The sequence below is a fragment of the Streptomyces sp. NPDC014801 genome, assembly GCF_043082085.1.
Lineage (GTDB): Bacteria > Actinomycetota > Actinomycetes > Streptomycetales > Streptomycetaceae > Streptomyces.
Map to the genome: position 1 here is coordinate 335,172 of NZ_JBIBXG010000011.1, position 25,767 is coordinate 360,938.

Sequence of the window (25,767 nt, forward strand, 5' to 3'; positions counted from 1 at the left end):
CCGGCGGCGGGCGGGTGGTCGTCCGGCCGCCGCCGGTGCGATCAGTGGGCGGGTGCCGGCCGTACCGGGTGCTTGCTCAGCACGGAGACGCGGTTGAAGGCGTTGATGGTGATCGCCACCCAGATCACGGCGGAGATCTCGTCGTCCGACAGGACCGGGCGGGCGAGCGCGTAGGCGGCGGTCTGCGCCTCGGCGTCCGCCGGATGGGTGGTGGCCTCGGCGAGGGCGAGGGCCGCGCGCTCGCGCGGGGTGAACAGCTCGGTGTCGCGCCAGGCGGGGAGCACGGCCAGCCGCCGGGTCGTCTCGCCGGCGCGCAGGGCGGCCCGGGTGTGCAGGTCGAGGCAGAAGGCGCAGGCGTTGAGCTGCGAGACGCGGAGGTTGACCAGCTCGACCAGGACGCGGTCCAGTCCGGCCTCGGCGGCGACCGCGCGGACCGCTTCGGCGGTCGCGGTCAGTGCGCGATAGGCGTCCGGGCTCTGCTTGTCGACGAACACCCGTCGGCCGGGGGTCGCCGTCACCGTCTCTGCCACGTGATCTCCTTCATCGCGCCGTCTGCCGAGGTACGTCCTATCATCATCCCGTGAATGTTGAAAATCGAACTTTCCTGCTCGGGGAAGGAGCAGACCGGTGAGCGCTACGGAAGCGACCCCACCCGACATCGAGGTCCTCACCCCGCGGGACGTGCCCCTGGGCGGTCCGCGCGCCATGCGCGTCCGGCGCACCCTGCCGCAGCGGGCCCGCACGCTGATCGGCGCCTGGTGCTTCGCCGACCACTACGGACCCGACGACGTGGCCGCGAGCGGCGGCATGGACGTCGCCCCGCACCCCCACATCGGCCTGCAGACCGTCAGCTGGCTCTTCAGCGGCGAGATCGAGCACCGCGACAGCCTCGGCGCGCACGCCTTCGTCCGGCCCGGCGAGCTCAACCTCATGACGAGCGGACACGGCATCTGCCACTCCGAGGTGTCCACGCCCGCCACCACCGTCCTGCACGGCGTGCAGCTGTGGGTCGCCCTGCCCGAGGAACACCGCGACACGGCACGGGACTTCCAGCACCACGTCCCGGCCCCGGTCCCCCTGAACGGCGGCGAGGCCCGCGTCTTCCTCGGCACCCTCGCCGGGGACACCTCCCCGGTGCGCACCTTCACCCCGCTGCTCGGCGCGGAGCTGCGCGTGGACCCGGGCGCCACGCTCACACTCGGCGTCGACGCCGCCTTCGAGCACGGCGTCCTCGTCGACACCGGCGACGTGCTCCTCGACGGCGCCGCGCTGCGGCCGGCCGAACTCGGCTACACCGAACCGGGCCGCACCACCCTCACCCTGACCAACCGGGCGGCCGAGCCGGCCCGGCTGGTGCTGCTGGGCGGCCCGCCGTTCGACGAGGAGATCGTCATGTGGTGGAACTTCATCGGCCGCACTAACGACGACATCGTGCGGGCCCGCGAGGCGTGGCAGGCCGAGTCGGACCGCTTCGGCCGCGTCGAGGGCTACGACGGCGACCGGCTCCCCGCCCCCGTGCTCCCCAACGCCACCCTCAGCCCCCGCAAGAACCCCACCCCGTCCACGAAGGGACAGCGATGACCGAGCAGACCGACGCCACCGTCACCGTGCGGCACGTACCCGAGCGGCACCGCTACGAGATCCGGGTCGGCACGGCCCGGGCCGGCCTCACCGCCTACCGGGACCACGGCGACCAGCGCGTGTTCTTCCACACCGAGACCGACGAGGCGTACGCCGGGCAGGGCCTGGCCTCCCGGCTCGTGGGGGAGGCCCTGACCGCCGTGCGCGAGGAGGGCCTGCGCGTCGTTCCGGTGTGCCCCTACGTCAAGAAGTACCTGTCTCGGCACGAGGAGTTCGCCGACCTGGCCGACCCCGTGACGCCCGAGATCGTCCAGTGGCTGGAGTCCGTCCTGAAGTGAACCGGCCGGTCGCCCCCTTCTTGATCGAGAAGACCTTCACATCTCCTACAATGTTCAAGCACTGAGGTGGGGTGGAAGGGGCGGGCATGTCCGCGCACGAGGCGGCCTTCGGGCCGCTGCTGCGGGAGCTGAGGCTGGCGCAGTCACTGACGATCGAGGCCCTGGCGGAGGCGTCCGGGGTCAGCGTGCGCGGCATCGGCGACCTGGAACGCGGACGGCGCGCCGCCCCGCAGCGGCGGACGGTCGCCGCGCTCGCGGACGGCCTCGGCCTCGGGGACACCGAGCGGGAACGGCTGCTCGCCGCCGCCCGGGCCGGCCGCACCCCCGGATACAGCCCCGTCGGCGTGCGCTCCTTCCCGCGCGGCATCGACGACTTCGTCGGCCGCGCCGACGAACTCGACCGCCTGGAGAAACTCGCCGAGCCGCAGACCGGGCCCGCGCACGCCCAGCCCGTCGTCGTCGCCGTCCACGGCGCACCCGGCGCCGGCAAGACCACCCTCGCCCTGCGCGCCGCCCGCCGGCTCGCCGACCGGTACCCCGACGGCCAGCTGCTGGTCGACCTGCGCGGCACCGACGACACCCCGCCCGCCCCCACGGAACTGATGGTCCGCGTCCTCAAGGCCTTCGGCGTGCCCGACCGCGACCTGGCCAAGCCCGGACCCCAGGCCCACCCCGCCCTCTACCGGCAGGTCCTCGCCGACCGGCGCTGCCTGCTCGTCCTGGACAACGCCCGCGACGAGGCCCAGGTGCGCCCGCTGCTGCCCGGCGCGGGCGGCGCACTCGTCCTGATCACCAGCCGCCGCATGCTCACCGGCCTCGACGACGTGCACCGGCTGCCGCTCGGCCGGCTCGAACCCGCCGAGTCGGCCGCCTTCCTGACCTCGCTGGTCGGCGAGGAACGCGCCACGGCCGAACCCGAGGCCCTTCAGGAGGTCGCCCGGCTGTGTGCGCACCTCCCGCTCGCGCTCAGGGTGGCGGGCAACTGGCTGGCCACCCGCACCGGCTGGAGCGTGCGCCGCCTCGCGGACCGGCTGGCCCGGGAGGAACGCCGCCTGGACGCGCTGACCGCCGGCGACGTCCGCGTCGCGGCCGCGTTCGACCTGTCGTACCGTCAGCTCACGCCCACCGCGGCCCGCCTCTTCCGGCGGCTGTCCCTCGTCCCCGGTCCCGACGTCGGTGCCGCCTGCGCCGCCCGGCTCACCGGCCAGGACCTGTACGACACCGAGGACACCCTGGAGGAACTGGTCGAGGCCGGCCTGCTCGGCGTCACCGGGGACCGCTACCGGCTGCACGACCTGCTGTGCCTGTACGGCCGCGCCCGGCTGGCCGAGGAGGAGAGCGCCGAGGACGCCGAGCGGGCCCGCCGCTCGATGTACGGCTGGCTGCTGGAGACGGCCGTCGTGGCGGGCCGGTGGTACGAACCCGGCCACGGGGCGCCGCCCGCCACCTGGCGGGGCACGGTGGACCTCTCCGGCGCCGACAAGGCCCGCGCCTGGCTGCAGACCGAGGCCGCCAACTGGCTCGCCGCCCTGCACGCCGCCGCCGCGGACGGCGCGCACGCCACCGTCGTCGAGGTCGCCGAATCCCTGCACTGGTTCTCCGACCAGTGGATCTTCTGGGGACACTGGCCCGAGGTCTTCGGCACCGCCGTCCGCTCCGCCGAGGCGCTCGGCGACCCCCTGCTGGAGGCCACCCAGCTCAACTACTACGCCTGGGCCGTGCTGCTGTGCGAGGGCAGCCCCCGGGACAGCCTGGAGTACTCCGCGCGTGCGCTCGCCGCCGCCCGGCGGGCCGGCGACACCGTCCAGCAGGCCTGGGCGCACCACTACGCCGGCTGGGCCCACCGCCTGCTCGGCGAGGACGCACCGGTCGCCGACCACATCACCCGCGCCGTCGCGCTGTTCGAGGCCGCCGGAGACCTGCACGGCGTGGTCCAGGGGCTGCTCGGACACGCCCTGCACCTGGAGGGCGCCGGACGCAGCGAGGAGGCCGTCGAAGGCTACCGGCAGGCGCTGACCCGGCTGGACGAGGCGGGCGGGCGCGTCGAGGAGCACATCGCCACGTTCGCGCGCATCAGCGCCCTCGCGGGCATGGGCCGCAGCTACAGCCGCCTCGGACGCTGGGACGAGGCGGTCGAGCACCTGCGGGCCTCCGTCGAACTCTCGCACACGGACGGCAACATCGCCCTGGAGAGCCGCTACCTCACCTCGCTCGGCGACGTGCTCACCTCCGCCGGCCGCCTCACCGAGGCCCGCGAGGTGCTCACCCGCTGCATCGCGCTCGGCCCCGACGCCGACCCGCACCGGGTCGCCGACGCCCGCGCCCGGCTCGCCCGCCTGGACACCGGCTGACGCGGCGGCTTCGCCACTTTAGCGGCGCACCAACGGTCCGACCTGCCCCGGCGCGCACGGCACTGTTCCCTGCGCGCACACCTCCCGCGCCACCCGGCAGCTCCCGTTTCTGCCCGCAGAGTGCCTGGTGCCCCCCGCCCGCCGACTGGTTGATTGCCTGCAGAACAGAAGGGAGAGCGCAGTGGAGCTCGCGCCGGCGACGGAGGCCGACAGCGCCGCGGACGGAGTCGACCGCCGACGGACCGCGCTCGCCGCGGCCCGGACGCCGACGACCGTGACACCCCAGGGCGACCGGCCCCTCAGCGGGCGGATCAGCGCCCGCACCCTCGGGCATCTGCGCGTCCGCTCCCTGGAGGGGGAGGCGCAGCGCCTCGGCCGGTCCGCACCTGCAGAGGCGTGCGTGGCGCTCCTCGTCCTCACGGCCGGCACGGCGACCCTCCTCCAAGACGGCCGCCACGCCGTCGCGCACGCCGGTGACCTGCTGCTCTACGACACGGCACGGCCGTACACCCTCGACTTCCCCGAGCGCTTCGCCGGCCACATCGTCCACCTGCCGCGTCCCGGACTGCAGCTCTCCGACGCGGAACTGCGCGCCGTCACCGTGACCACCATCCCCGCCACGGACGGGATCGGCGCCCTCCTCGGCCCCTTCCTCCTCCGGCTGCTCGACCCGGCCCAGACGTACGGCCCGGCCGTCGCCGCCCGGCTCGCGGCCGGTGTCGAGGACCTCGTCGGCACACTGGTCGCCGAGCGCAGCCCGTTCTGCGGCGACGGCGACGGCCGCCGCGCGCTCGTGCTGCGCGTCCGCGACCACATCGACCGCCGTCTCACGGACCCGGACCTGACTCCGGAGACGGTCGCCGCCGCCCACCACATCTCCGTGCGCTACCTGCACAAGCTTTTCGAGGCGGAGGGCGTCACCGTCGCCCGGCTCATCCAGCGCCGCCGGCTGCAGGAGTCCGCCCGCGAACTCGCCCGCGGCGGAGGGGAGGCGCCGGCCGTGGCGGCGGTCGCGCACCGCTGGGGCTTCGTCAACGCCGCCCACTTCAGCCGGGCGTTCCGCCGCCTGTACGGTCACGCCCCACGCGAATGGCGGCAGTTGAGGACGGCGCACGAGGAGCAGCCCGGGCACGACCCGGCCGCGCCCGTGGCCGGCACCGGGCGCACCACCCCCGGTGCCGGCCGGACCCCGTCCCGTGCGGCCTGACCCCGCACCGGAGCCCGCAGTGACACCACAGGACCAGCCGGGCAGCCACCCGCTCCTGCCCCAGGTCCGGCCGCCCGGGGACGCGCACACCCCGGACCGACCGCCGCTCGCCGGACGCGGACCCGAGAAGGCCCTGCTGCGGCGCGTCCTGCACGCCGCCCGGTCGGGCAACGGCGGCACGGGCACCCTCCTGCAGGGCGAGGCCGGCATCGGCAAGACCGCGCTGCTGGACTGGCTGCACGCCGAGGCACGCTCGCTGGACTTCACCGTGGTGCGCGCGGTGGGCTCCGAGGCCGAGGCCGGCGTGGCGTTCGGCGCGCTGCACCAGCTGCTGTGGCCGCTCACGGGCCGGATGCGGGCCCTGCCGGAACCCCAGCGACGGGCGCTCGCCTTCGCCCTCGGGCAGGCCGCGGAGCCGGTGCGCGGCGGCTTCCTGGTGGGCGCCGCCGTGCTGGCCCTGCTCGCCGGGGAGGCCCGTATGCGTCCCGTGCTGGTCCTCGTGGACGACCTGCAGTGGGTGGACTCCTCCAGCGCCGCCGTCCTCGCCTTCCTGCAGCGCAGGACCGCCGAGGTGCCGCTGGCCCTCGTCAGCGCCGGCCGCCCCGAGGGTCCCGCCGCGCAGAGCCGTCCCGGCACCGTGGTCGACCTCGGCGCCCTGGACGGCGAGGACGCCCGCACCCTGCTGCGCGCCCGTCACCCCCACCTGGCCCTCACCACCGCCGACCGCATCCTCAAGGAAGCGGCCGGCAACCCCCTGGCCCTCGTCGAACTGCCCGTGCACCTGCACCCCGACCAGGCCCGCGGCGTCATGCCGCTGCCGAGACGCTTCCCGCTCGGACACCGCCTGGAGCGGCTGTTCGCACCCCGCCTGGAGCGCCTGTCCGGCGCGGCCGCCCAAGTGCTGCTGGACGCGGCGCTGGGCGGCACGACCGCGCTGTGGGCGACCTGCGCCCCACCGGCCGGCCCCGACCCGCTCGGCGCCGACGACGTGCTCGACGAGATCGAGACCAGCGGCCTGGCCCGCCTGGACACCGACGGGCGGATCACCTTCCGCCACCCCTTGGTGCGCGGCGCCGTCGTCGCCCGCGCCTCCGGCTCCGCACGCCGGGCCGCCCACCACCGGCTCGCCGCCGCGCTGCCGCCCGACGACCCCCGCGCGCTCGGCCACCTGGCGGACGCGGCCGTACTGCCCGACGAGGACCTCGCCGCACGCCTGCAGGAGGCCGGCCGCCGGCTGGCGCTGCGCGGCGGCGACGCCGAAGGGGCCCTGCTGCTGCACCGCGCGGCCGCCCTGAGCACCGACCCCGCCGCCCGCGCCCGCCGGCTGACCTGGGCGGCGGCCATGGCGGCCCGCGGCGGACGCCTGCCGTACGCGGCGAAGTTGGTCGACGAACTGCGGCACGCACCCGTCCCCGCCGACAGCGCACCCCTGCACGCCTACGCCGTGGTCTACGTCGACCAGAGCCACCACGTCGACTTCGAGTCCTCCTTCACCCTGCTCCCGCAGGCCCTGGCCGCCCTGCCGGACACGGGCCCCGGCAGCGGTCCCTTCGACGACCTCGCCGAACAGGTCTACTTCAAGCTGCTGCTGGCGACCGTCTACACGGGCGACGCACGCGGCTGGACCGCCCTGCGCGCCCACCGGCACCGCGTGTCCCCCCTCGCCGACCTGTGCCGCCGGGCCTGGTCCGACCCCGCCCGCACCGCCCACGGCACCGGCGCCGAACTGCGCGCCACGGCCGCCGGCATGAGCCACGAACAGCAGGCCGGGGCCGCCTGGCTGCTGCTGTGGACCGCCACCGCGATCGACATGGCCGACGCGTCGCTGTGGCGCCGCTTCCTGGGCCAGCACGCCTACGCCACCCAGGGCAGCATCGCCAAGGCCGGCGCGTACCAGAACTATCTGCGCGGCCACTGGGACCAGGCCGAGGTGTGCCTGCGCGAGGCCGAGGCCGCCGACGCCCTCGGCTACCACTGCAACGCCCTGCTCTTCCGGCACCACTACGCCCACTTCCTCGCCGGACGCGGCGAGGAGGAGGCCCTGCTCGCCGTGGACCGTGCCGTGCGGCCCGTGGCCGAGCGGGCCCGCATGACGTTCGTCGCCGACCACCTCACCCACCTGCGCGCCCTGGCCGCCCTCGCCCACGGCCGCGACGAGGAGGCGTACACCGCCCTCGCCGGCCTCACCCCGCCCGGCGTGCTGCCGCCCGGACTGCCCTGGTTCCACCTGCCGTTCTTCGACTTCGTCGACGCGGCCCTGCGCACCGGACGGACCGCCGAGGCCCGGGCGCACGTCGCGGCGGGCCGCGCGGCACGCATGGGCGACATCTCCCCGCACCACGCGTTCCTGCTGGCCGCCGCCCGTGCGCTCGCCGCCGCCGACGAGGACGCCGACGCGCTGTACGACGCCGCGTACGCCGTCCCCGGCGCCGACCATTGGGCGTTCGAACGGGCCAGGCTGCGGCTGGCGCACGGCGTCCGGCTGCGCGACCGGCGCCGCCCGCGGGCCCGGCGGACGCTGGAGCAGGCCCGGGACACCTTCCGCGCGCTGCGCGCCACCCCCTGGGCCGAGCGGGCCGAGCGGGAACTGCGGCACGCCGGCACCCCGGCCGGCGGACCGGCGTCCCTGACCGCGCAGGAACTGCGGATCGCGCGGCTCGCGGCGGACGGCCTGACCAACAAGGAGATCGGTGCCCGGCTGAGCCTGTCGCCGCGCACGGTCGGCGGACACCTCGCGAAGGCCTTCCCGAAGCTCGGGATCACCACCCGCGCGGCCCTGGCCCGGGCACTGGAGGGGACGGCACCCGGGCGGTGATGTCCAGCGCGGTGCTGCCGGCCGTGGACGGCCGGCCACCACGTGTCCGCCGGTGTGCCCCGGGACGACGATGTCCGCGGCCGGTGTCCGCGTCACCCCGTGGGCCGACAGGTCACGCCGCCCGTACGAGACGGGTCATATGACCTACCCCCTCCCCGCCGCCCCCGGCCAGGCTGAAGGCGCGCACACATCCGGCCGCCCGGGCCGGAAGCGGCAGCGGAGGGGTGGCCATGGACGACGAGGTGAGCACGGCGTCGATGCCGGCCGCGGACCGGGCCCGCCAGTGGGAGCACGCGGTACGGCGGCGACTGGCCCCCGTGGAGGTCGTACCGCGCCCCGGTCCGGCGGACTTCCACGGCACGCTGGCCTCCGGCGACGTCGGCCACCTGCGGCTGCTGTCCCTGCGGGCCGGGCCGCTGCGCCTGGACCGGACCGCCCGGCTGGTCTCCGACGCCCGGGACGACCACCTGGTCCTGCTCGCCCAGGAGGAGGGCACCGCCGCCGTCCGGCAGGACGGCCGCCGGGCCGTCGTACACCCCGGTCAGCTGGCGCTCCTCGACCTGCGCCGGCCCTTCTCCCTGGACCAGCACACGCCGTTCCACCTGTACGGGCTGCGGCTGCCCGGGCGCGCCCTGGGGCCGTCCGCGCCCCACGTCCGGCACGTCACGGGCCGGGCCATCCCGGCGGCCGACGGCGTGGCGGCACTGCTGCGGCCCCTGACCACCGACGTCGCGTGCGGGGCGGCCCGGTTCGCCGGCCACGTCAGGGAACGTCTCGCCGGCGCCCTCGCCGGCCTCGTCGCCACGCTTGTCGACGAGCAGACCCGCGGGCACGGCGACGCCGCCGCGTCCGATGCGCCGCGGGACCCGCTCGTCGGCGAGATCCGCGCCCACATCGACCGGAACCTGCGGGACCCGGATCTCTCACCGGCGCGCGTCGCCGCAGCCCACGGCATCTCCCTGCGCCGCCTGCACGTGCTGTTCGAGGGCGAGGACACGACCGTGCACCGGCTCATCCAGCGGCGGCGTCTGGAGGAGTGCGCACGCGAACTGCTGCGCCGGGGCCGCGCAGGCCGCACCATCGCCGCGGTGGCCCGCGGGTGGGGCTTTCCCAACGCGGCCCACTTCAGCCGCGCGTTCAGGTCCCTCTACGGCTGCTCGCCGAGCGAGTGGCGCGACGGCTGCCCGACGGGCGGAGGGCTGCTCACGGCGTAGACGGTTCGCTCAGGGGACCTGACGCCGCCGCGCCTTGCCGGCGGCGAGGGGGGGCGGAACGGCAACGACGAGCGGTGAAGATTTCCGGCGGACGGCAGTGAAGTCCGGGTGGGAAACGGGTGACCATGGCCCGCGACTGGGGGAAGATCCCGCGTCCCGATCTCCGGAAGGATGGTTCACCCGTGAAGCCGACCCGCGCCGCCCTGACCGTCGCAGCCGCCGCCCTGGCGCCGGCCCTCCTGCTCGCGACTCCCGCCCTCGCCGCCGACACGGCCGGCACCTCGCCCACGAGCGTGGCGGCGACGGCGGACACCGGCACGGTGACCACGCCGGTGGACGAGATGTCCGACGACGACGTCCGCGTCGCCGTCTTCCGCATTCTCGGCATCGCGCAGCAGCGCAACGACAAGGCGGTGGTGCGGGAGGCGACGAAGGCGCTGGACGACGGTTCGCCGGAGGCGCTGCGGGCGTTCCTGGAGACGGGCTACCGCCTGGCCCAGGCCGAGGACGACCGCGTGGCCATCGCCCGGATCCTCGCCGACCCGACCATCAGCGACGCGCTGCGCGCGGCGGCCGGGCGGGCCCTCGACGACGGCTCGCCCGAGGCGCTGCGGTACTTCCTGGAGCACGGCCGGTACGAGGTGTGAGTCAGGGCGTAATTCGGTTGCCCGGCCGGCCGGACGTGGCCCAGGCTCTGCCCATGACCACGACGACCCTTTCCGTGCTGCCGGCGACCTCCTGCACGACCGCGGGGCGGGGCCGACAGCAGCAGGGCCGTCCGCGGAGGCCGAGCGCGCGCCGACGGTGAGCGCGGCCCTCGTCGCGGGGCTCCTGGCCGGCTACGGCATCGCCATGCCGGTGGGAGCCGTCGCGACGTACCTCGTGGCGCTGACGGCGCGCACATCATTGCGGGTCGGCGCCGGTGCCGCACTCGGCGTGGCGACGGCCGACGGCCTGTACGCCCTGGTCGCCGTCCTCGGCGGGGCGGCGCTCGCCCCGGTCGTCGAACCGGTCACGCTGCCCCTGCGCTGGGCGTCGGCGCTGGTGCTCCTCGCGCTGGCCTGCCGCGGCGCCGTGACAGCCGTCGTCCAGTACCGCGCGCGGTCGGGCACGGCCGGCGCCGACCGGGAGCCGCCGCGCGCGTCGCGGGCGTATCTGTCCCTGCTGGGCATCACGCTGCTGAACCCGATCACCGTGATCTACTTCGCGGCGCTGGTGCTCGGCGGCCAGGGCACCACCGCGCCGCACCCGGCGGACAAGGCCGTCTTCGTCCTCGCGGCCCTGCTGGCCTCCGCGAGCTGGCAGTTGCTCCTGGCCGGCGGGGGAGCGCTGCTCGGCCGCCTGCTGACCGGCCCACGCGGCCGGTTGTGCACCGCCCTGCTCTCCAGCACGGTGATCACCGCGCTCGCCGTCCACCTGCCGGCCACCCGCCCCTGAACACGCCGCACGGGCCCGGCGTCACCACCTCGGCCGCACGTCACGGCGCGGGCGAAGGCCCTTCGTCCACGGTGGTGCCGTCGGGCCTGCGCCCGAACGCGGCCTCGAGGACGGTGGCGAGGTCGTCCTCGGGCACCTCGGCGCGCACCTCGGCCAGAACGTGCGGGAACGTGTCGTCGTCGACGGAGCCGAGATGTTCCTGGCGCAACCGGTGGATGACGTCGACGAGTTCGGGCCGCAGCCGCATCCAGGCGCGGGAGACCCGGATCTCCCGCTCCACCTGGTCCATGAACCAGCGCATGACCTCGTAGGGCACGTCCGTGTGCGGCTCCTGGGGCGAGAAACACACCGTGGGCTCCCGCGCCGGGTCCTCGTCGGGGACGATGGCGGTCACGAGGTTGCGTTGTCCGGCCGCCTGGTCCAGCTCCAGGTACCAGGCCTCGTCGGGTACGGAGTACATCACCGTGATCGCGTAGTCACCGTCGGGGTGCGGGAAGGGCATGGCCGCATGCTGTCACGGGCGTCCGGTGGTGGAAGGTGCCGAGAGGCCGACCGCCCGCCGGTGTGACGCAGCTCTCGCTCAAAAGGTGACATGACGGTGTCGCGGGCGGGTGCGAGGGTGGGCCGCATGGTGATCACAGACGAGGACTGCCTCGCGGAGACGCTCGCTTTCAACGACGAGTTCGAGGCCGGTGCCGCGCGCCGGCCGGCGCGGGACGAGGGGCTGGACGCCGCCGCCCTGGCCGCGCTCCGGCGCAACCGGCTCGGCGGTGACACGCCGCCGGTGCGGCTGGCACAGGGCGAGGACCGGGTGGTCAGCGGCGGGGTGAGGGTGCGGGTCTTCGTTCCGGAGCACGTCGACGGCGTGTACCTCCATCTGCACGGCGGCGGCTGGACGTTCGGCTCCGCGGACGGACAGGACGAGAGACTGTGGGCGCTCGCTCAGCGGGCACGGCTCGCCGTTGTGAGCGTCGACTACCGGCTCGCACCCGAGCACCCGTTTCCCGCCGGACCCGACGACTGCGAGATCGTCGCCCGGTGGCTCGCACGGCACGCTTTGGCCGAGTTCGGCACCGAACGGCTGCTGATCGGTGGTGAGTCCGCCGGCGCCCACCTCAGCGTGCTCACGCTGCTCCGGCTGCGCGACCGGCACGGCATCACGGGCGCGTTCCGGGGCGCCCATCTGCTCTTCGGGCCGTACGACTTGTCCATGACGCCCAGTCAGCGCACCTTCTCCCGCAGGCTGGTGAGCAACACGGAGTCTCTACGGCGGACCTACGACCTGTTCACCCCGGGCATGAGCGCCGAGCAACGCCGTGACCCCCAGGTCTCACCGCTCTTCGCCGACCTCGCCGGGATGCCGCCGGCCCGCATCGTCGTCGGCACCGAGGACCCGTTGCTGGACGACTCGCTGTTCCTCGCCCAGCGGTGGCGGGTGGCCGGCGCGCCCGTGTGCCTCGGTGTGGTGGCCGGCGCCATGCACGGCTTCACCCTGTTTCCATTGACCGTGACCGAGCGTGAACTGCGGCGCCAGCAGGAGTTCCTGTCCACCGTGGGGCGGTAACGTCATGGCCATGAACCGCACAGCCCGGTTGTACGCTCTGGTGGAGGAGTTGCGTGCGGCGGCGCCGCGGCCGGTGACGGTCGCCGCGATGGCCGGGCGGTTCGGGGTGAGCAGGCGTACCGTGCAGCGCGATCTGCAGATGCTGATGGAGACCGGCGTCCCGGTGCGGGCGGCCCCCGGGCGCGGCGGCGGCTGGTCCATCGATCCCCGCACGACCCTGCCCCCGATCCACTTCACCGCCGAGGAGGCGTCGGCCCTGGCCGCCGCCCTGGCCGTCACCGACGCCCGGGCTCCGTACGCCGGTGCCGCCCGCACGGCGGCCCAGAAGATCGCGGCCTCGCTGACCGGCCCCGCCGCGGCAGCGGCGCGCCGACTCGCCGCACGGATCGTCACGCTGCTCCCACCGGCCGACCTCTCGGTTCGTTCCGCGGTCGAACAGGCCCTCACCACCGACACGGTCCTGCGCCTGTCGTACATCGACGCCGCGGGGCGGCTGAGCGACCGCGAGGTGGAACCGGCCGGACTGCTCACCGCCGGCGGCCACTGGTACCTCATCGGCTGGTGCCGCACCCGGCGGGCGGGTCGGGGCTTCCGGCTCGACCGCATCGCGGCGGCGGCCACCACCACCGAACCGGCCCGGCCCCACGACCTCACCGACCTTCTGCGCGGCTCGGCAGCCGCCGACGCCATCGCGCCTCCGGCGCTGACGACCCTCGGGGTTCCCGCAGGGGCCCGGACGGACGGACTCACGCCACCGGCTACGCACTGGACCACCCTCCAGTAAAAGCCGCTTGGCGTGTGTGCCGCCGTCCGGCACACCCGTCACACCGCCGTTCGCGCCGCACTGGCACATCGGTGGCGTCTTCCTGATCGCGGCGGGCGCACTCGCCACCGGCTGGCTGCTGATGTCGGCCGGCGCGCGCCTCGCGCCGCGCTACTTCGCCCGGACCCCGCACGGCGAAGGCGGCGGAAACCGCGGCGAGGAATGAACACCCGCTGAACGGTCATTCAGTACGCACGCTCATTGACAGCGGTGGCGCGCGCTCCGAATACTGAATGGCGATTCAGTAGTCGGCGCAGTGCGCGCAGCAGGCACACGCAGCAGTACAGCAGGACCCGTCACCGTTCCCATGTCTGGAGAGGCCATGTCAGAGCTGCCCACCGAACTGGTCCCGCTGAGCCCGCAGCAGCGGGACGTCATCGATCTCACCCGCTCCTTCGCGCGCGAGGAGATCCGCCCGCGGGCCCGCGCCGTGGACGAGGCCGACACCGAAACCCCCTGGGACCTGTGGCGCAAGGCCGCCAAGGTCGGCATCACCGGCTTCATGCTGCCGGACGAGTACGGCGGGGGCGGCTTCACCGACGTCTTCACCCAGGTCCTCGTCCAGGAGGAGCTCTGTGTCGGCGACCTGGGCATCGGCAACCTGCTGTGCTCCAACGGCTTCTTCGCCGACCCCGTGCTGGAACTCGGCACCGAGGAGCAGAAGCGCACCTGGCTCACACCGCTCACCGGTCCCGACACCCCCATGACCGCCCTGGCCACCACCGAGCCCGGCGCCGGCTCCGACGCCGCCTCCATCACCACCACCGCCACCCGTACCACCGGCGGCTACCGCCTGAACGGCCAGAAGGCCTGGATCTCCAATGCCGGAGAGGCCGATCAGTACGTGATCTTCGCCAAGACCGACCCCACCCTGCGCTCGCGCGGGGTGACCGCGTTCCTGCTGCGCAAGGACGCCGAGGGCATGGAGTTCGGCGCGCCCATGCGGAAGATGGGCCAGCGCGCCATCGTCTGCCGCGAGATCTTCCTGCGCGACGTCTTCGTACCCGAGGAGGACCGGCTGGGGGAGGAGGGCCGCGGCTTCCACGGCCTGATGCGCACCTTCGACATCTCCCGCGCGGTGCTGGGCGCCGCCGCGACCGGCGTGGCCCGAGCCGCGTACGAGTACGCCCGCGACTACGCCAAGAGCCGTGTGCAGTTCGGCAAGCCGGTCATCGAGCACCAGGCGGTCGCCTTCCGGCTCGCGGACATGCGCACCCGCGTCGAGCAGGCCCGGCTGATGACCTGGCGCGCGGCCAAGCGACTCGACGCCGGACTGGACGCCACCGCCGAGGCGGCGATGGCCAAACTCACCGCGTCGGAGACGGCGGCGTACTGCACCTGGGCGGCCGTCCAGACGCTGGGCGGCTGGGGCTACTCGCGGGAGTACCCGGTCGAGCAGTGGATGCGCGACGCCACACTGGAGGAGATCGAGGAGGGCACCTCCGACATCATGCGCCTGGTCATCTCCCGGAGCATGTGATGCCGTCCCACCTCCCGGAGCGCGCGATGACCGCTCATCCTCCGGAGCCCGCGACAGCCGCCCACCCTCCGGAGCCCGCGACGGCCGCGCATCCTCCGGAGCCCGCGACGGCCGCCCACCCTCCGGAGCATCTGATGATCTCTCATCCCCCGAAGCGCGTGACGACGTCCGTGCTCACGGCCCCCGGGGCCGTCCCCGCGGCGGCCGGCCCGCGCACCGGCGGCGAGGTCCTCGTGCGGGCCCTCGCCGCGCACGGCGTGACCCACGCCTTCGGCATCCCCGGCACCCACAACCTGGAGATCTACCGCCACCTCGCCGCCCACGGCATCGCCCACCTGGGCCCCCGCCACGAACAGGGCGCGGGCTACGCCGCCGACGCCTACGCCCGCGTCAGCGGGAAACCCGGGGTCGCCCTCACCACCACCGGCCCCGCCCTGCTGAACATCGCGGCCGCGGTCGGCCAGGCGTACTCCGACAGCGTCCCCCTCCTCGTCGTCTCGCCCGGCATGCCGCTGCGTCACCCCCGGCAGTCGACCGGCCTGCTGCACGAGATGCGCAGCCAGACCGAGGCCCTGCGCGGCGTGGCCGCCTTCAGCCACCGTGTGTCCTCCCTGGAGGAGATCGGCGCCGCGGTCGCCCGCGCCTTCACCCTCTTCCGTACGCGACGGCCCCGGCCGGCGCACATCGAGGTGCCCCTGGACCTGCTCACCGCCGCAGGAGAGGCCATCCCGGACCGCGCCGCGCCGGCGGCCGGCCCGGCCCCGGCGGACGCGGACGCCCTCGCGGCCGCCGCCGGGGCCCTGCGCTCGGCCGCCCGACCGGCGCTGGTACTGGGCGGTGGCGCACGCCGGGCCGCCGCCGAACTCCTCCGGCTCGCCGAGGAGTTGAGCGCCCCCGTGGTGACCACGGCCAACGGCAAGGGGATCGTCGGCGAGACCCACCCGCTCTCCCTCGGCGTGTCCCTGCACACCCGGGCCGTACGGCACTGGCTGGGGAAGCGGGACGTGGTGCTGGCGGTCGGCACGGAACTCGCCGAGTCCGACTTGTGGGACGCCCCGCTCACGCTCGGCGGCACCCTCATCCGCGCGGACCTCGATCCCGCCCAGATGTACACGGGCCTGCCGGCCGACATCCCGCTCGTCGGCGACGCCCGCGCCACGGTCCGTGCGCTGCTCGCCCACGGCCTCACCGCCGCCGGGCCCGGCACCCGCCCCGCCGGGCCGGACCCCGACGCCGTCCACCGGTCCGTCGCCGCACTGCGCGCCGAGCGCGACGCGGAGACACACGAGCGGGACGCCCACCTGCGGCCGTACATGGCCGCCATCCGCTCCGTGCTCCCCGCGGACGCCGTGCTGACCTCGGACAGCGCCCAGTGCTGCTACTACGGCGCCCTGCCGCACCTTCCCGTCGGCCCGCGCGGACGCTATCTGCACCCCACGGGCTTCGGCACGCTCGGCTACGCGCTGCCCGCCGCCCTCGGCGCCAAGACCGCCGACCCCGGCCGGCCGGTCGTCGCCCTCAGCGGCGACGGCGGGCTGCAGTTCTCCGTCCAGGAACTCGCCACCGCCGTCCAGCTCGCACTCCCGCTGCCCGTCGTCGTCTTCGACAACGGCGGATACGGCGAGATCCGCGACGAGATGCTCGACCGCGGCGACCGTCCCACCGCCGTCGACCTGCCGCCCGTCGACCTGCCCGCGCTGGCCCGGGCCTACGGCGGCCACGGCGTGCGCGCCACCTCGCCCGACGCGCTCGCCACCGCACTGCACCGGGCGCTGACCACCCCCGGCCCCACCCTCATCACCGTCCCCGAGGAGCCCTCCCGATGACCACGCCCGCCGCTTCCACGCCGACCACCGCCACCCCGCCCGGCGCCGCCGCCACGGCGAGCGCCTCCCGGCCCGGCACGGACGCGCCCGCCCCGCTGGTCTCCCTCACCTGGACCGACCCGGAGACCGGCCACCAGGGCTTCCTGGTCATCGACCGGCTCGTGCGCGGGGTGTCCAGCGGCGGTCTGCGCATGCGCGCCGGCTGCACGCTGGAGGAGGTCACGGGCCTCGCCCGCGGCATGACGAGGAAGGAGGCCCTGCACTACAACCCGCAGGGCCGGTACATCCCGCTCGGCGGCGCCAAGGGCGGCATCGACTGCGACCCGCGCGACCCCGCCGCCTACGGCGTCCTCGTCCGCTACCTGCGCGCCGTCCGCCCCTACATCGAGCACTTCTGGACCACCGGCGAGGACCTCGGCCTCACCCAGGACCTCGTCGACCGGGCCGCCGCCGAAGCCGGCCTCGTCTCCTCCATCCAGGCCGTCTACCCCCTCCTCGACGACGAGGCCGCCGCCCGCGAGCGCCTCGCCGAGGCCTTCGCCATCGACGTCGACGGCATCGGACTGGACGAGCTGGTGGGCGGCTGCGGCGTGGCCGAAGCCGTGCTCACGGCGCTGGACCGGGCCGGCGTCCCGCACGACGGCGCCCGCGTCGCCCTCCAGGGGCTGGGCACCATGGGCGGCGCCACCGCCCGCTTCCTGGCCCGCGCCGGGCTGCGCGTCGTCGCGGTCGCCGACATCAAGGGCACCATCGCCAACCCGGCCGGACTCGACGTCGAGGCGCTGCTCGCGGCCCGCGACGGGCACGGCTGCGTGGACCGCGCCGCGCTGCGCGCCGAGGACGAGGAGCTGCCCGCCGGTGCCTGGCTCACCGCCGACGCCGACGTGCTGGTGCCGGCCGCCGTCTCCTACGCCGTGGACACCACCAACCAGGCCGGCATCACCGCCCGGTGGATCGCCGAGGCCGCCAACATGCCGGTCGTCCCCGAGGCGGAGGAGCTGCTGACCGCCCGCGGCGTCACCGTGCTGCCCGACGTCGTGGTCAACTCCGGTACGAACGCCTGGTGGTGGTGGACGCTCTTCGGGGACATCGGCGCCGACGCCGACGAGGCCTTCGCCCACACCCGGCGCTCGATGCGGGCCCTGGTCGAGCAGATCCTCGCCCGCGCCGAGGCCGAGGGCTGCACGCCCCGCGCCGCCGCACACGCCCTGGCCGCCGACCGGCTGCCGGTCATCACCGGCCGCTTCGGGGTCTACCGGTGACGGCCCTGGGAGCCGGACCGCTCGCCGCGCTCTTCGACCCCCGGTCGGTCGCCGTCGTCGGAGCCTCCGACAACCCCGCCAAGTGGGGATACTGGCTCGCCTCCGGCGCGCTGGCCGGCCGCCACCGCCGTAGGGTCCACCTGGTCAACCGGCGGGGCGGCGCCCTGGACGGGACACCGTTCCTGCCGGACCTCGCCGCACTCCCGGACGCCGTGGAACACGTCGTCGTGGCGGTCCCGCCGGCGCACCTGCGGGCGGTCGTCACCGACGGGCTCACCGCGGGCGCGTGCTGCTTCACCGTCATCACCTCCCAGGGCGCGGGCACGGACGAGGAACGGGCCCTGGCGCGGCTGGTGACCGGCGGCGGCGCGCGCCTGCTCGGCCCCAACTGCATGGGCGTCGTCGACACCACCGCCGAACTGCGTCTGAGCTGGGGCGACTTCCCGTCCGGCGCGGTCGGTCTGGTCTCCCAGAGCGGCAACCTCGCCCTCGAGATCGGCCGCCTGCTGGCCCGCGCCGGACAGGGCTTCTCCCGCTTCGTCTCCCTCGGCAACCAGCGCGACATCGACGCCACCGACGCCCTCGAAGCCCTGATCCACCACGAGCCGACCAAGGTCGTCGCCGCCTACGTGGAGGACTTCCGCGACGGCCGCCGCCTGGCTCGCGCGCTCACCGCCGCACACGCCGCGGGCAAGCCCGTGCTGCTGCTCACGGTGGGCCGCAGCGAGGCCTCAGGGCGCGCCGCCGCCTCCCACACCGGCGCCCTCGTCACCGCCCGCGCTACGATCGAGGCGGTCTGCCGGGACGCCGGCGCGCTGCTGCTGGAGTCGGCGGGCGAGGTCGTGGACACCGCGGTGTGCCTGCTGGCCGGTGCGGGTCCCGGGCGCCAGACCCGGCGGGGGAGCACGGGCCGTCGGTCCAAGGTCTCCGGTGTCCTGGACGAGCCGGGCGCCCCCGCGGAGACCGGCACTCCCGGCGATCCCGCGGCCCCCGCTCCCGGTCCGGTACGCCCCGCCCGGGTCGCTGTCGTCGGCGACAGCGGAGGCCAAGGTGCCCTCGCCGCCGACGCCTTCGCCACCCGCGGCCTCGACGTACCCGCCCTGTCCGCGGCCACGCGAGCCGCTCTCGGCGCACTCCTGCCGCCCGGCGCCGGCTGCGGCAACCCCGTCGACCTGGCCGGCGCGGGCGAGGCGGACCTCGGCACGTACGCCCGGGTGGCCCGTGAGCTGCTGCTGTCCGGTGAGGCCGAAGCCGTCGTCCTGACCGGCTACTTCGGCGACTACGCCACCGCGCACCCCGCGCAGGAAGAGCACGAGTGCGCGGTCGCCGCCCAGCTCGCCGACGCCGCCGAGGAGTCCGGCCGCACCCTCCTGGTGCACACCATGGCCCGGGACACCCCCGCCCTCACCGTGCTGCGCGACCGCGGCATCCCCGTCTACGAACGCATCGAGAACGCGGCCGCCGCCTACGCCGGCACCCAGCGGCTCCGCATGACCCGGCCGGCACCACCGGCGCCCACACAACCGCCGCCGGCCGCCGCGCACCCCGTGACCGACGGCGGCTACCGCACCGTGCGGGCACTGCTGCGCGGCCATGGACTGGCCTTTCCCGACGCGGAGTTCGTCACCACCGAGGACGACGCCGTGCGGGCCGCCCGCCGGATCGGCCACCCCGTCGCGCTCAAGGCGATGGGCCTGGCGCACAAGACGGAGGCGGGCGGAGTGGCCCTGGCGCTCGCCGACGAGCAGGCGCTGCGCCACGCCTTCACCGGCATGCGTGCCGCGACCGGCGCCGCCGAGTACGCCGTCGAGGCGATGGCGAGCCCCGCCCACGCGGTCGAGCTCATCGCGGGCGTGCGGCACGACCCCGCGTTCGGGCCCGTCCTCATGGCCGGCATCGGCGGCGTCCGCGCCGAACTCCTCGACGACGTCGTGCTCGCCCTCGCCCCCCTCACCCCGGACCACGCCCGCGCCCTGCTGCGCTCGCTGCGCCACGCCCCCCTGCTGGCCGGCTGGCGCGGCGCACCCGCCGTCGACCTGGACGCGGCGGCGCGGGCGCTGTGCACCCTCGCACGCGCAGCGGTCGACCACCCGGAGCTCGCCGAGCTGGAAGTCAACCCGCTGTTCGTCCACCCGGGCGGCGCCCTCGCCCTGGACGCCCACGCCGTCCTCGCCCCGACCGAAAGGCCGCGCCCATGACGACCCCCGACACCGCCCCCGCCGGCGCGGAGTTCACCGGCCGCACCTACCTCGTCACCGGCGGCGGCAGCGGCATCGGCCGCGCCGTCGCCCTGGCGCTCGCCGCGGCGGGCGCCAGGCCCGTCGTCGCCGGCCGAACCCCCGAGCGCCTCGACGAGACCGTCGCCCTCGTGGAGAAGGCCGGCGGCAGCGCCCTCGCCGTGCCCACCGACGTACGTGACCCGCAGGCCGTCGACACCCTGGTCGCGGCCGCCGTCGACCGCTACGGACGCCTCGACGGCCTGGTCAACAACGCGGCGGGCAACTTCGTCGCGCCGGGCATCGACCTCAGCCCGAACGGCTGGCGCGCCGTCGTCGACATCGTCCTCAACGGCTCCTACTACTGCACCCGCGCCGTCGCCCGCCGGCTGCGCGAGCAGGGCGACGGCGGCGCGATCCTCTCCGTCATCGCGACCTACGCCTGGCACGGGCATCCGGGCACCGTGCACTCCGCCGCCGCCAAGGCCGGGGTGCTCGCCATGACCCGTACCCTCGCGGTCGAACTGGCGCCCCTGGGCATCCGGTTGAACTGCGTCGCACCCGGCCCGACCGAGACGGACGGGGCCGGCGCGGCGCTCTGGCCGACGCCCGAGGCGCGCGCCGACGTCCTCGCCTCCGTCCCGGCGGGCCGCTTCGCGACGGCGGCGGAGATCGCCGACGCGGCCCTGTTCCTGCTGGGCGACCGGGCCTCCTACCTGACCGGCGAGTGCCTGACCCTGGACGGCGGCCAGTGGCTGGGCAAGCAGGTCTACGGCCGCACCACGCCCACCGTGTGACCGACCCGCCCCCGCCCGTCGCGTAACCGGCCCACGCCCACCGCGTGACCGACCCGCCCCCCGCCGGACCCCGCCCGCACACCTCGCGCAGTACCCGAAAACCTGCGTCCGCCGTCTTGACGCCCCGCTGCCCGCCGCGCCACAGTCAGCCCACCACTACTGACTGTTCGTTCAGTAAGTTACCGCCAGGTCGTCCGCCCCCACCGGTCCACCACACCGCCACGCCCCCCAGGAGCCGTGCCCGTGACCCAAGCGACCCCGACCCCCGGCCCGAGCACCCCCGACCTGTCCGAGGGGTGGAGCGAGCAACGCTCCCACCTCCGCAAGGACCTGCGCCGCCTGGACGTGCTCTTCTTCCTGATCTGCACCCTCGTCGGCCTCGACACCATCGGTTCGGTCGCGGCCCAGGGCCCGCAGGGACTGACCTGGATGGCCGTCCTCGCCCTCGCCTTCTTCCTGCCCTACGGCCTGCTGGTGGCCGAACTCGGCTCCGCCTTCCCTGTCCAGGGCGGGCCGTACGTGTGGACCCGGCTCGCCTTCGGCCGCCTCGTCGCCGGCCTCAACCAGGTGCTCTACTGGCTGTCCAACCCGGTGTGGCTGGGCGGCAGCCTGTGCATCATCGCCCTGACCACCTGGGAGGAGTTCTTCACCCCGCTGCCGGGGCTGTGGAAGTACGCGGCCGGGCTGGTCTTCATCTGGGCCGGCGCGTTCGCCGTCGTGCAGTCCGTCCGCGTCGGCAAGTGGGTGCCCACCGCCGGAGCCGTGGCCCGGATCGTGCTGCTCGGCTTCTTCCTGGTCTCGGTCGTCGTCTACGCCGTCGAACACGGCGTCCACGCCCTGCCCGCCGCCGAGTTCACCCCCACCTACGCCGGGTTCGTCGCCCTGGTGCCCGTGCTGATCTTCAACTACGTCGGCTTCGAACTGCCCAGCTCCGCCGCCGAGGAGATGACCAACCCCAAGCGGGACATCCCCCTGTCCATCCTGCGCTCGGGCTTCGCCTCGCTCGTCCTGTACGGCGGCCCTATCCTCGGCATCCTCTTCGTCCTGCCCGCCCAGGAGATCGGCAGCCTCGCCGGCTTCATCGACGCCTGCAAGGCGGTCTTCACCGTCTACGGCGGCCACGTCGCCGCCGACGGCACCGTCGTGCTGACCGGGGCCGGCTCCGTGCTCGGCGGCATCGCGGCGGCCGGGCTCATCGTCGGCCTGCTCACCAGCGGCGTCACCTGGGCCATGGGCGCCCACCGGGCGCAGGCGGTGGCCTGCGCGGACGGCGCGGGACCCGCGTGGCTCGGCAAGATCTCCGAGCGCCACGGCACACCTGTCCGCGTCAACGTGCTCTCCTCGGTCCTCGCCTCCGTGCTGCTGATCGTCGCCCTGCGCCTCACCGGCGGCGACGGCGACAAGTACTTCGCGGCCGGCCTCGGCCTGGCGATCAGCACCACCTTCATCTCCTACGTCATCACGTTCCCCAGCCTGGTGGTGCTGCGCCGCAAGTACCCGGACACGCCCCGGCCGTACAGCGTGCCCGGAGGCCGGTTCGGGGCGTGGACGGTCACCGTCCTGGCCACCGGCCTGGTCGCCTTCACCGTCGTGGTCCTCGTGTGGCCGGGGTTCGGCGTCGGCTGGTTCGGCACCTCGGGCTCGGCGGCCGGCTCGCTGCCGCCGAGCTTCGCGGGCGAGCGGCTGCAGTACACCCTCAGCCAGGTGGTGCCGCTGCTGCTGTTCCTCGGCGTGGGCGGGCTGTTCTACGCCTGGGGCGCCCCGGCACGCCGCCGGGCCGCGGTCGCGGAGCGCACGCCCCGCGAGGTCCACGGCCCGGCCGGCGTCGCGTCACGTGAGGCTTCCACCGCCGAGCGGTGAGCGGGACCGGCCCGGCGGCCGGCCGCCCTGCTAGGGTGCCGCGTCGGCGTCACGCCGGGGTGCGCACAGCGCCCAGATGATGAAGCCGTCGATGACGATCAGCGTGATCGACCAGACGGGCTGGTAGGGCAGCCAGGCGAAGTTGGCCAGCATGCTGAGCCCGGCGAGGACGGCCGCGACCGCCCGCGCCCACACCGCGCCGGTGAAGAGTGCCAGGCCGCTGAGCACCACGACGATGCCGAGGATCAGGTGCAACCAGCCCCAGCCGGTGAGGCTCCATTGGTAGGTGTAGTTCCGGGTGGTGACGAAGATGTCGTCCTTGGCGATCGCGGCGATGCCCTCGAAGATCGCCATCAGCCCGCCGAAGATCAGCAGAACCGCCGCCGCGGCGGTCCAGCCGGTCGCCCACGCACTCCGTGCCTCCCAGCCGGTGTGGTGCTGGCGGGTGCCGCTCACATTGCTCGCCATGGGTCGTCCCTTCGATGAGGCGAGCCGCATCGTGCCCGAAGCCCCCGAGCGGTGCGGCTTCCCCTCCAGGCTCACATCCCTGCGGCGCCCCTGCACCTCGGTGCCGCGAGGGGCTGCTGAGGCCGGGGACGGACGCCGGTGCCTCAGCGGCGTCCGCGGGTGTTGAGCCGGGCCGCCCGGCGCATCAGATGGTCGCGTTCGGCGAGGTCCGTGGCCCGGTGGGCCGCCTCCGCGTACAGCCGCGCGGCCGTGGCCAGGTCGCCGTCGCGTTCGTGGAGGTGGGCGGCCACCGCGGTGTGGCGGGGCAGGGACGGGTCGAGTTCGGCGAGGGCGGCCAGGCCGGCGCGCGCCCCGTCGGCCTCACCGACGGCGACCGCCCGGTTGAGGCGGACGACGGGACTGCCGGTGAGCCGCACCAGCTCGTCGTACCACTCGACGATCTGCACCCAGTCCGTCTCCTCGGCGGTCTGCGCGTCGGCGTGGAGGGCGGCGATGGCGGCCTGGGCCTGGTACTCGCCCAGCCGGTCGCGGGCGAGCGCCGCCTGCAGGATCCCGATGCCCTCGGCGATCAGCGTGGTGTCCCACCGGCCGCGGTCCTGCTCGGCCAGCGGCACCAGGCTGCCGTCGGGTGCGGTACGGGCGGCGCGCCGCGCGTGGTGAAGCAGCATGAGGGCGAGCAGCCCGGCCACCTCGGGATGGTCGAGGACGGCCGCGAGCTGCCGGGTGAGCCGGATGGCCTCGGCGGCGAGGTCGACGTCCCCGCTGTAGCCCTCGTTGAAGACCAGGTACAGCACGCGCAGCACGGTGGCGGCGTCGCCGGGCCGGTCGAACCGGACACCGGAGACGGTGCGCTTGGCCCGGCTGATGCGCTGCGCCATCGTCGCCTCGGGCACCAGGTAGGCCTGCGCGATCTGCCGGGTGGTGAGACCGCCGACGGCGCGCAGCGTGAGCGCCACCGCGGAGGCCGGGGTCAGCGACGGGTGGGCGCACAGGAAGTACAGCTGGAGCGTGTCGTCCACCGCGGACGCCGGCCCGGGCCCCCGCTCGGCGTCCACGACGTCCTCGCGCCGCCGCCGGGCGGCCTCCGCGCGGGTGGCGTCGAGGAACTTGCGCCAGGCCACCGTCACCAGCCAGCCCTTGGGATCCCGCGGCGGGTCGTCCGGCCACACGCGGAGCGCCTCGACGAGCGCGTCCTGGACGGCGTCCTCGGCCGCCGCGAAATCGGCTCCGCGGCGGACGAGGACGGCGAGCACGCCCGGGGTGAGACTGCGCAGCAGGGCTTCGTCCATGGAGGGGGTCACTCCGTGAGGGTGGGCGGCGGTCACTCCGTGATGGTGGGCGGCGCCGCGAGGAAGGGGCGCACCTCGAGCCACTCGTGGAGGGGACGGCCGCCGGCGCCGGGCGCGGCCGACAGTTCCCCGGCCAGCTCGACGGCGCGCTCGTAGCTGTCGACGTCGATGATCATCCAGCCGGCGATGAGGTCCTTCGTCTCGGCGAACGGCCCGTCGGTGACCGGCGGGCGGCCCTCGCCGTCGTAGCGGACCCACGCGCCCTCCGGGGCGAGCGCCTGGCCGTCGACGAACTCGCCGCTCTTCTCCAGCCGGGCCGCGAAGTCCAGCATGTACCGCATGTGGTCGGAGATCTCCTGCGGGGTCCACTGGTCCATGGGGACGTCGTTGACCGGTGCCGGGGCGCCGCGGTAGTGCTTCAGCAGCAGGTACTTGGCCATGGTGGCTCTCCTCGGTGACGATGCGACCCATTGTGGTCGCGTTCACTGCGGGGACGGAGCCGGACGCGGATTCTCGACATCGTCACGCGAGATTCCTCCGAGAAATTTCCGCCCGGCCTTCGCGGCCTCCAGCACGGCCGTGCCTGGCCCCGGCCATCCCCGCTAGGGTGCCCCTGTGACCAGCGCGGACGAGCGCCCCCTCCTCTTCCTCGACATCGACGGCCCCCTGATCCCGTTCGGTGCGCCGCGGGCCGCCGCCGGCCTCCCGCCCTCCGGCGACCAGGGAAACCCGCTGCTGGAGCGGCTGGACCCGCGGCTGGGGCCGCGTCTGTCGTCTCTGGGCTGCAGGCTCGTGTGGGCCTCGACCTGGAGGGAGGAGGCGAACGAGGTCGTCGCGCCGCGCCTCGGCCTTCCGGAACTGTCCGTCGTGGAGTGGCCGGACGCCGAAGACGACGCCGACCCGGGACCGCGCGGCCTGCACTGGAAGACCCGCGCGCTCGCCGACTGGGCCGGCCGGCGGCCCTTCGTCTGGCTCGACGACGAGATCAGCGAGACGGACCGTCTGTGGGTCGGCGCACGGCATCCCGCGCCCGCGCTGCTGCACCGCGTGGATCCGGCCGCGGGTCTCACGGACACCGACTTCGCCACAGTCGCTGCCTGGCTGCGCGCCCTCCCGCCGCCGACCAGCCGGCGCCCCGCGGGAACGACCGCCCCGCCCCGGCGGGGGAGCCGGCGTTCCCCGGCCGACCGCGGGTGATCGCCATCCCCTACTCTTCCGCTGACCGCATGCCCCACCGGG

General features: G+C 75.1%; 23 protein-coding genes. 18 read left to right on the forward strand and 5 right to left on the reverse strand.

The window, feature by feature from the left end; translation table 11 throughout:
* Window positions 1-41: 41 nt before the first annotated feature.
* A complete protein-coding gene (locus ACF1AL_RS27430; protein ID WP_366840329.1) occupies window positions 42-530 on the reverse strand; it encodes a carboxymuconolactone decarboxylase family protein in 489 nt (162 codons plus the stop codon).
* A 97-nt stretch (window positions 531-627) separates the two neighbouring features.
* Between ACF1AL_RS27430 and ACF1AL_RS27435 the strand changes: the two genes are divergently transcribed.
* The 8 genes from ACF1AL_RS27435 (at window position 628) to ACF1AL_RS27470 (ending at window position 10,943) form a co-directional block, all read left to right on the forward strand.
* Window positions 628-1,581, forward strand: a complete 954-nt coding sequence (locus ACF1AL_RS27435; protein ID WP_391827827.1) for a pirin family protein — start codon at window positions 628-630, stop codon at window positions 1,579-1,581.
* A complete protein-coding gene (locus ACF1AL_RS27440) occupies window positions 1,578-1,919 on the forward strand; it encodes a GNAT family N-acetyltransferase (protein ID WP_391699472.1) in 342 nt (113 codons plus the stop codon). The genes ACF1AL_RS27435 and ACF1AL_RS27440 overlap by 4 nt, the downstream gene beginning before the upstream one ends.
* Window positions 1,920-2,005: 86 nt before the next feature.
* A complete protein-coding gene (locus ACF1AL_RS27445; protein ID WP_391827829.1) occupies window positions 2,006-4,270 on the forward strand; it encodes an ATP-binding protein in 2,265 nt (754 codons plus the stop codon).
* Window positions 4,271-4,451: 181 nt separating this feature from the next.
* Window positions 4,452-5,477, forward strand: a complete 1,026-nt coding sequence (locus ACF1AL_RS27450; RefSeq protein WP_391827831.1) for a helix-turn-helix domain-containing protein — start codon at window positions 4,452-4,454, stop codon at window positions 5,475-5,477.
* 19 nt (window positions 5,478-5,496) lie between these two features.
* A complete protein-coding gene (locus tag ACF1AL_RS27455; protein WP_391827833.1) occupies window positions 5,497-8,292 on the forward strand; it encodes an ATP-binding protein in 2,796 nt (931 codons plus the stop codon).
* Between the two features lie 230 nt (window positions 8,293-8,522).
* The gene (locus ACF1AL_RS27460; protein ID WP_384212213.1) at window positions 8,523-9,506 is read left to right on the forward strand and encodes a helix-turn-helix domain-containing protein; all 984 of its coding nucleotides are present in this window, start codon (window positions 8,523-8,525) and stop codon (window positions 9,504-9,506) included.
* A gap of 182 nt (window positions 9,507-9,688) precedes the next feature.
* Entirely contained in the window at window positions 9,689-10,153 is a 465-nt protein-coding gene (locus tag ACF1AL_RS27465) for an ALF repeat-containing protein (RefSeq protein WP_391827835.1), read from the forward strand.
* Between the two features lie 157 nt (window positions 10,154-10,310).
* Window positions 10,311-10,943 (forward strand): LysE family transporter, encoded by a 633-nt coding sequence (locus ACF1AL_RS27470; RefSeq protein WP_391827837.1) that lies wholly within the window; start codon window positions 10,311-10,313, stop codon window positions 10,941-10,943.
* 40 nt (window positions 10,944-10,983) lie between these two features.
* Here the strand turns inward: ACF1AL_RS27470 and ACF1AL_RS27475 are convergent, their stop codons facing one another.
* Entirely contained in the window at window positions 10,984-11,445 is a 462-nt protein-coding gene (locus ACF1AL_RS27475; protein WP_391827839.1) for a hypothetical protein, read from the reverse strand.
* A gap of 126 nt (window positions 11,446-11,571) precedes the next feature.
* On the opposite strand from ACF1AL_RS27475, the gene ACF1AL_RS27480 reads away from it, so the two are divergent.
* From ACF1AL_RS27480 to ACF1AL_RS27520, 9 genes are all read left to right on the forward strand, one after another.
* The gene (locus tag ACF1AL_RS27480; protein WP_391827841.1) at window positions 11,572-12,507 is read left to right on the forward strand and encodes an alpha/beta hydrolase; all 936 of its coding nucleotides are present in this window, start codon (window positions 11,572-11,574) and stop codon (window positions 12,505-12,507) included.
* Window positions 12,508-12,517: 10 nt separating this feature from the next.
* Window positions 12,518-13,291: a helix-turn-helix transcriptional regulator gene (locus ACF1AL_RS27485; protein ID WP_391827843.1), complete on the forward strand. Its 774-nt coding sequence runs from the start codon at window positions 12,518-12,520 to the stop codon at window positions 13,289-13,291.
* Between the two features lie 7 nt (window positions 13,292-13,298).
* Window positions 13,299-13,496 (forward strand): hypothetical protein, encoded by a 198-nt coding sequence (locus ACF1AL_RS27490; RefSeq protein ID WP_391827845.1) that lies wholly within the window; start codon window positions 13,299-13,301, stop codon window positions 13,494-13,496.
* A gap of 156 nt (window positions 13,497-13,652) precedes the next feature.
* Window positions 13,653-14,810, forward strand: a complete 1,158-nt coding sequence (locus tag ACF1AL_RS27495; RefSeq protein ID WP_391827847.1) for an acyl-CoA dehydrogenase family protein — start codon at window positions 13,653-13,655, stop codon at window positions 14,808-14,810.
* A gap of 134 nt (window positions 14,811-14,944) precedes the next feature.
* Complete coding sequence (locus tag ACF1AL_RS27500; RefSeq protein ID WP_391827849.1) at window positions 14,945-16,636, forward strand: 5-guanidino-2-oxopentanoate decarboxylase; 1,692 nt, start codon at window positions 14,945-14,947, stop codon at window positions 16,634-16,636.
* Complete coding sequence (locus tag ACF1AL_RS27505; RefSeq protein ID WP_391827851.1) at window positions 16,633-17,898, forward strand: Glu/Leu/Phe/Val dehydrogenase dimerization domain-containing protein; 1,266 nt, start codon at window positions 16,633-16,635, stop codon at window positions 17,896-17,898. Before ACF1AL_RS27500 ends, ACF1AL_RS27505 begins: the two co-directional genes overlap by 4 nt.
* Window positions 17,895-20,096 (forward strand): acetate--CoA ligase family protein, encoded by a 2,202-nt coding sequence (locus tag ACF1AL_RS27510; RefSeq protein WP_391827853.1) that lies wholly within the window; start codon window positions 17,895-17,897, stop codon window positions 20,094-20,096. Before ACF1AL_RS27505 ends, ACF1AL_RS27510 begins: the two co-directional genes overlap by 4 nt.
* The gene (locus tag ACF1AL_RS27515; protein ID WP_391827855.1) at window positions 20,093-20,911 is read left to right on the forward strand and encodes an SDR family oxidoreductase; all 819 of its coding nucleotides are present in this window, start codon (window positions 20,093-20,095) and stop codon (window positions 20,909-20,911) included. The genes ACF1AL_RS27510 and ACF1AL_RS27515 overlap by 4 nt, the downstream gene beginning before the upstream one ends.
* A 243-nt stretch (window positions 20,912-21,154) precedes the next feature.
* Window positions 21,155-22,771 carry an APC family permease gene (locus tag ACF1AL_RS27520; protein WP_391827857.1) on the forward strand — a complete coding sequence of 539 codons (1,617 nt, stop codon included), beginning with the start codon at window positions 21,155-21,157 and terminating at the stop codon, window positions 22,769-22,771.
* A 30-nt stretch (window positions 22,772-22,801) separates the two neighbouring features.
* Here ACF1AL_RS27520 and ACF1AL_RS27525 read toward each other — a convergent pair whose 3' ends face one another.
* The 3 genes from ACF1AL_RS27525 to ACF1AL_RS27535 form a co-directional block, all read right to left on the reverse strand.
* Complete coding sequence (locus ACF1AL_RS27525; RefSeq protein ID WP_366840347.1) at window positions 22,802-23,239, reverse strand: hypothetical protein; 438 nt, start codon at window positions 23,237-23,239, stop codon at window positions 22,802-22,804.
* Window positions 23,240-23,382: 143 nt separating this feature from the next.
* Window positions 23,383-24,528, reverse strand: coding sequence for an RNA polymerase sigma factor (locus ACF1AL_RS27530; RefSeq protein ID WP_386420767.1), 1,146 nt, complete (start codon window positions 24,526-24,528; stop codon window positions 23,383-23,385).
* A 32-nt stretch (window positions 24,529-24,560) separates the two neighbouring features.
* On the reverse strand, window positions 24,561-24,968 hold the full coding sequence (locus tag ACF1AL_RS27535) for a YciI family protein (protein WP_384212177.1): 408 nt from the start codon (window positions 24,966-24,968) through the stop codon (window positions 24,561-24,563).
* Between the two features lie 175 nt (window positions 24,969-25,143).
* On the opposite strand from ACF1AL_RS27535, the gene ACF1AL_RS27540 reads away from it, so the two are divergent.
* Entirely contained in the window at window positions 25,144-25,725 is a 582-nt protein-coding gene (locus ACF1AL_RS27540) for an HAD domain-containing protein (protein ID WP_391827859.1), read from the forward strand.
* The last annotated feature ends 42 nt before the right edge of the window (window positions 25,726-25,767 follow it).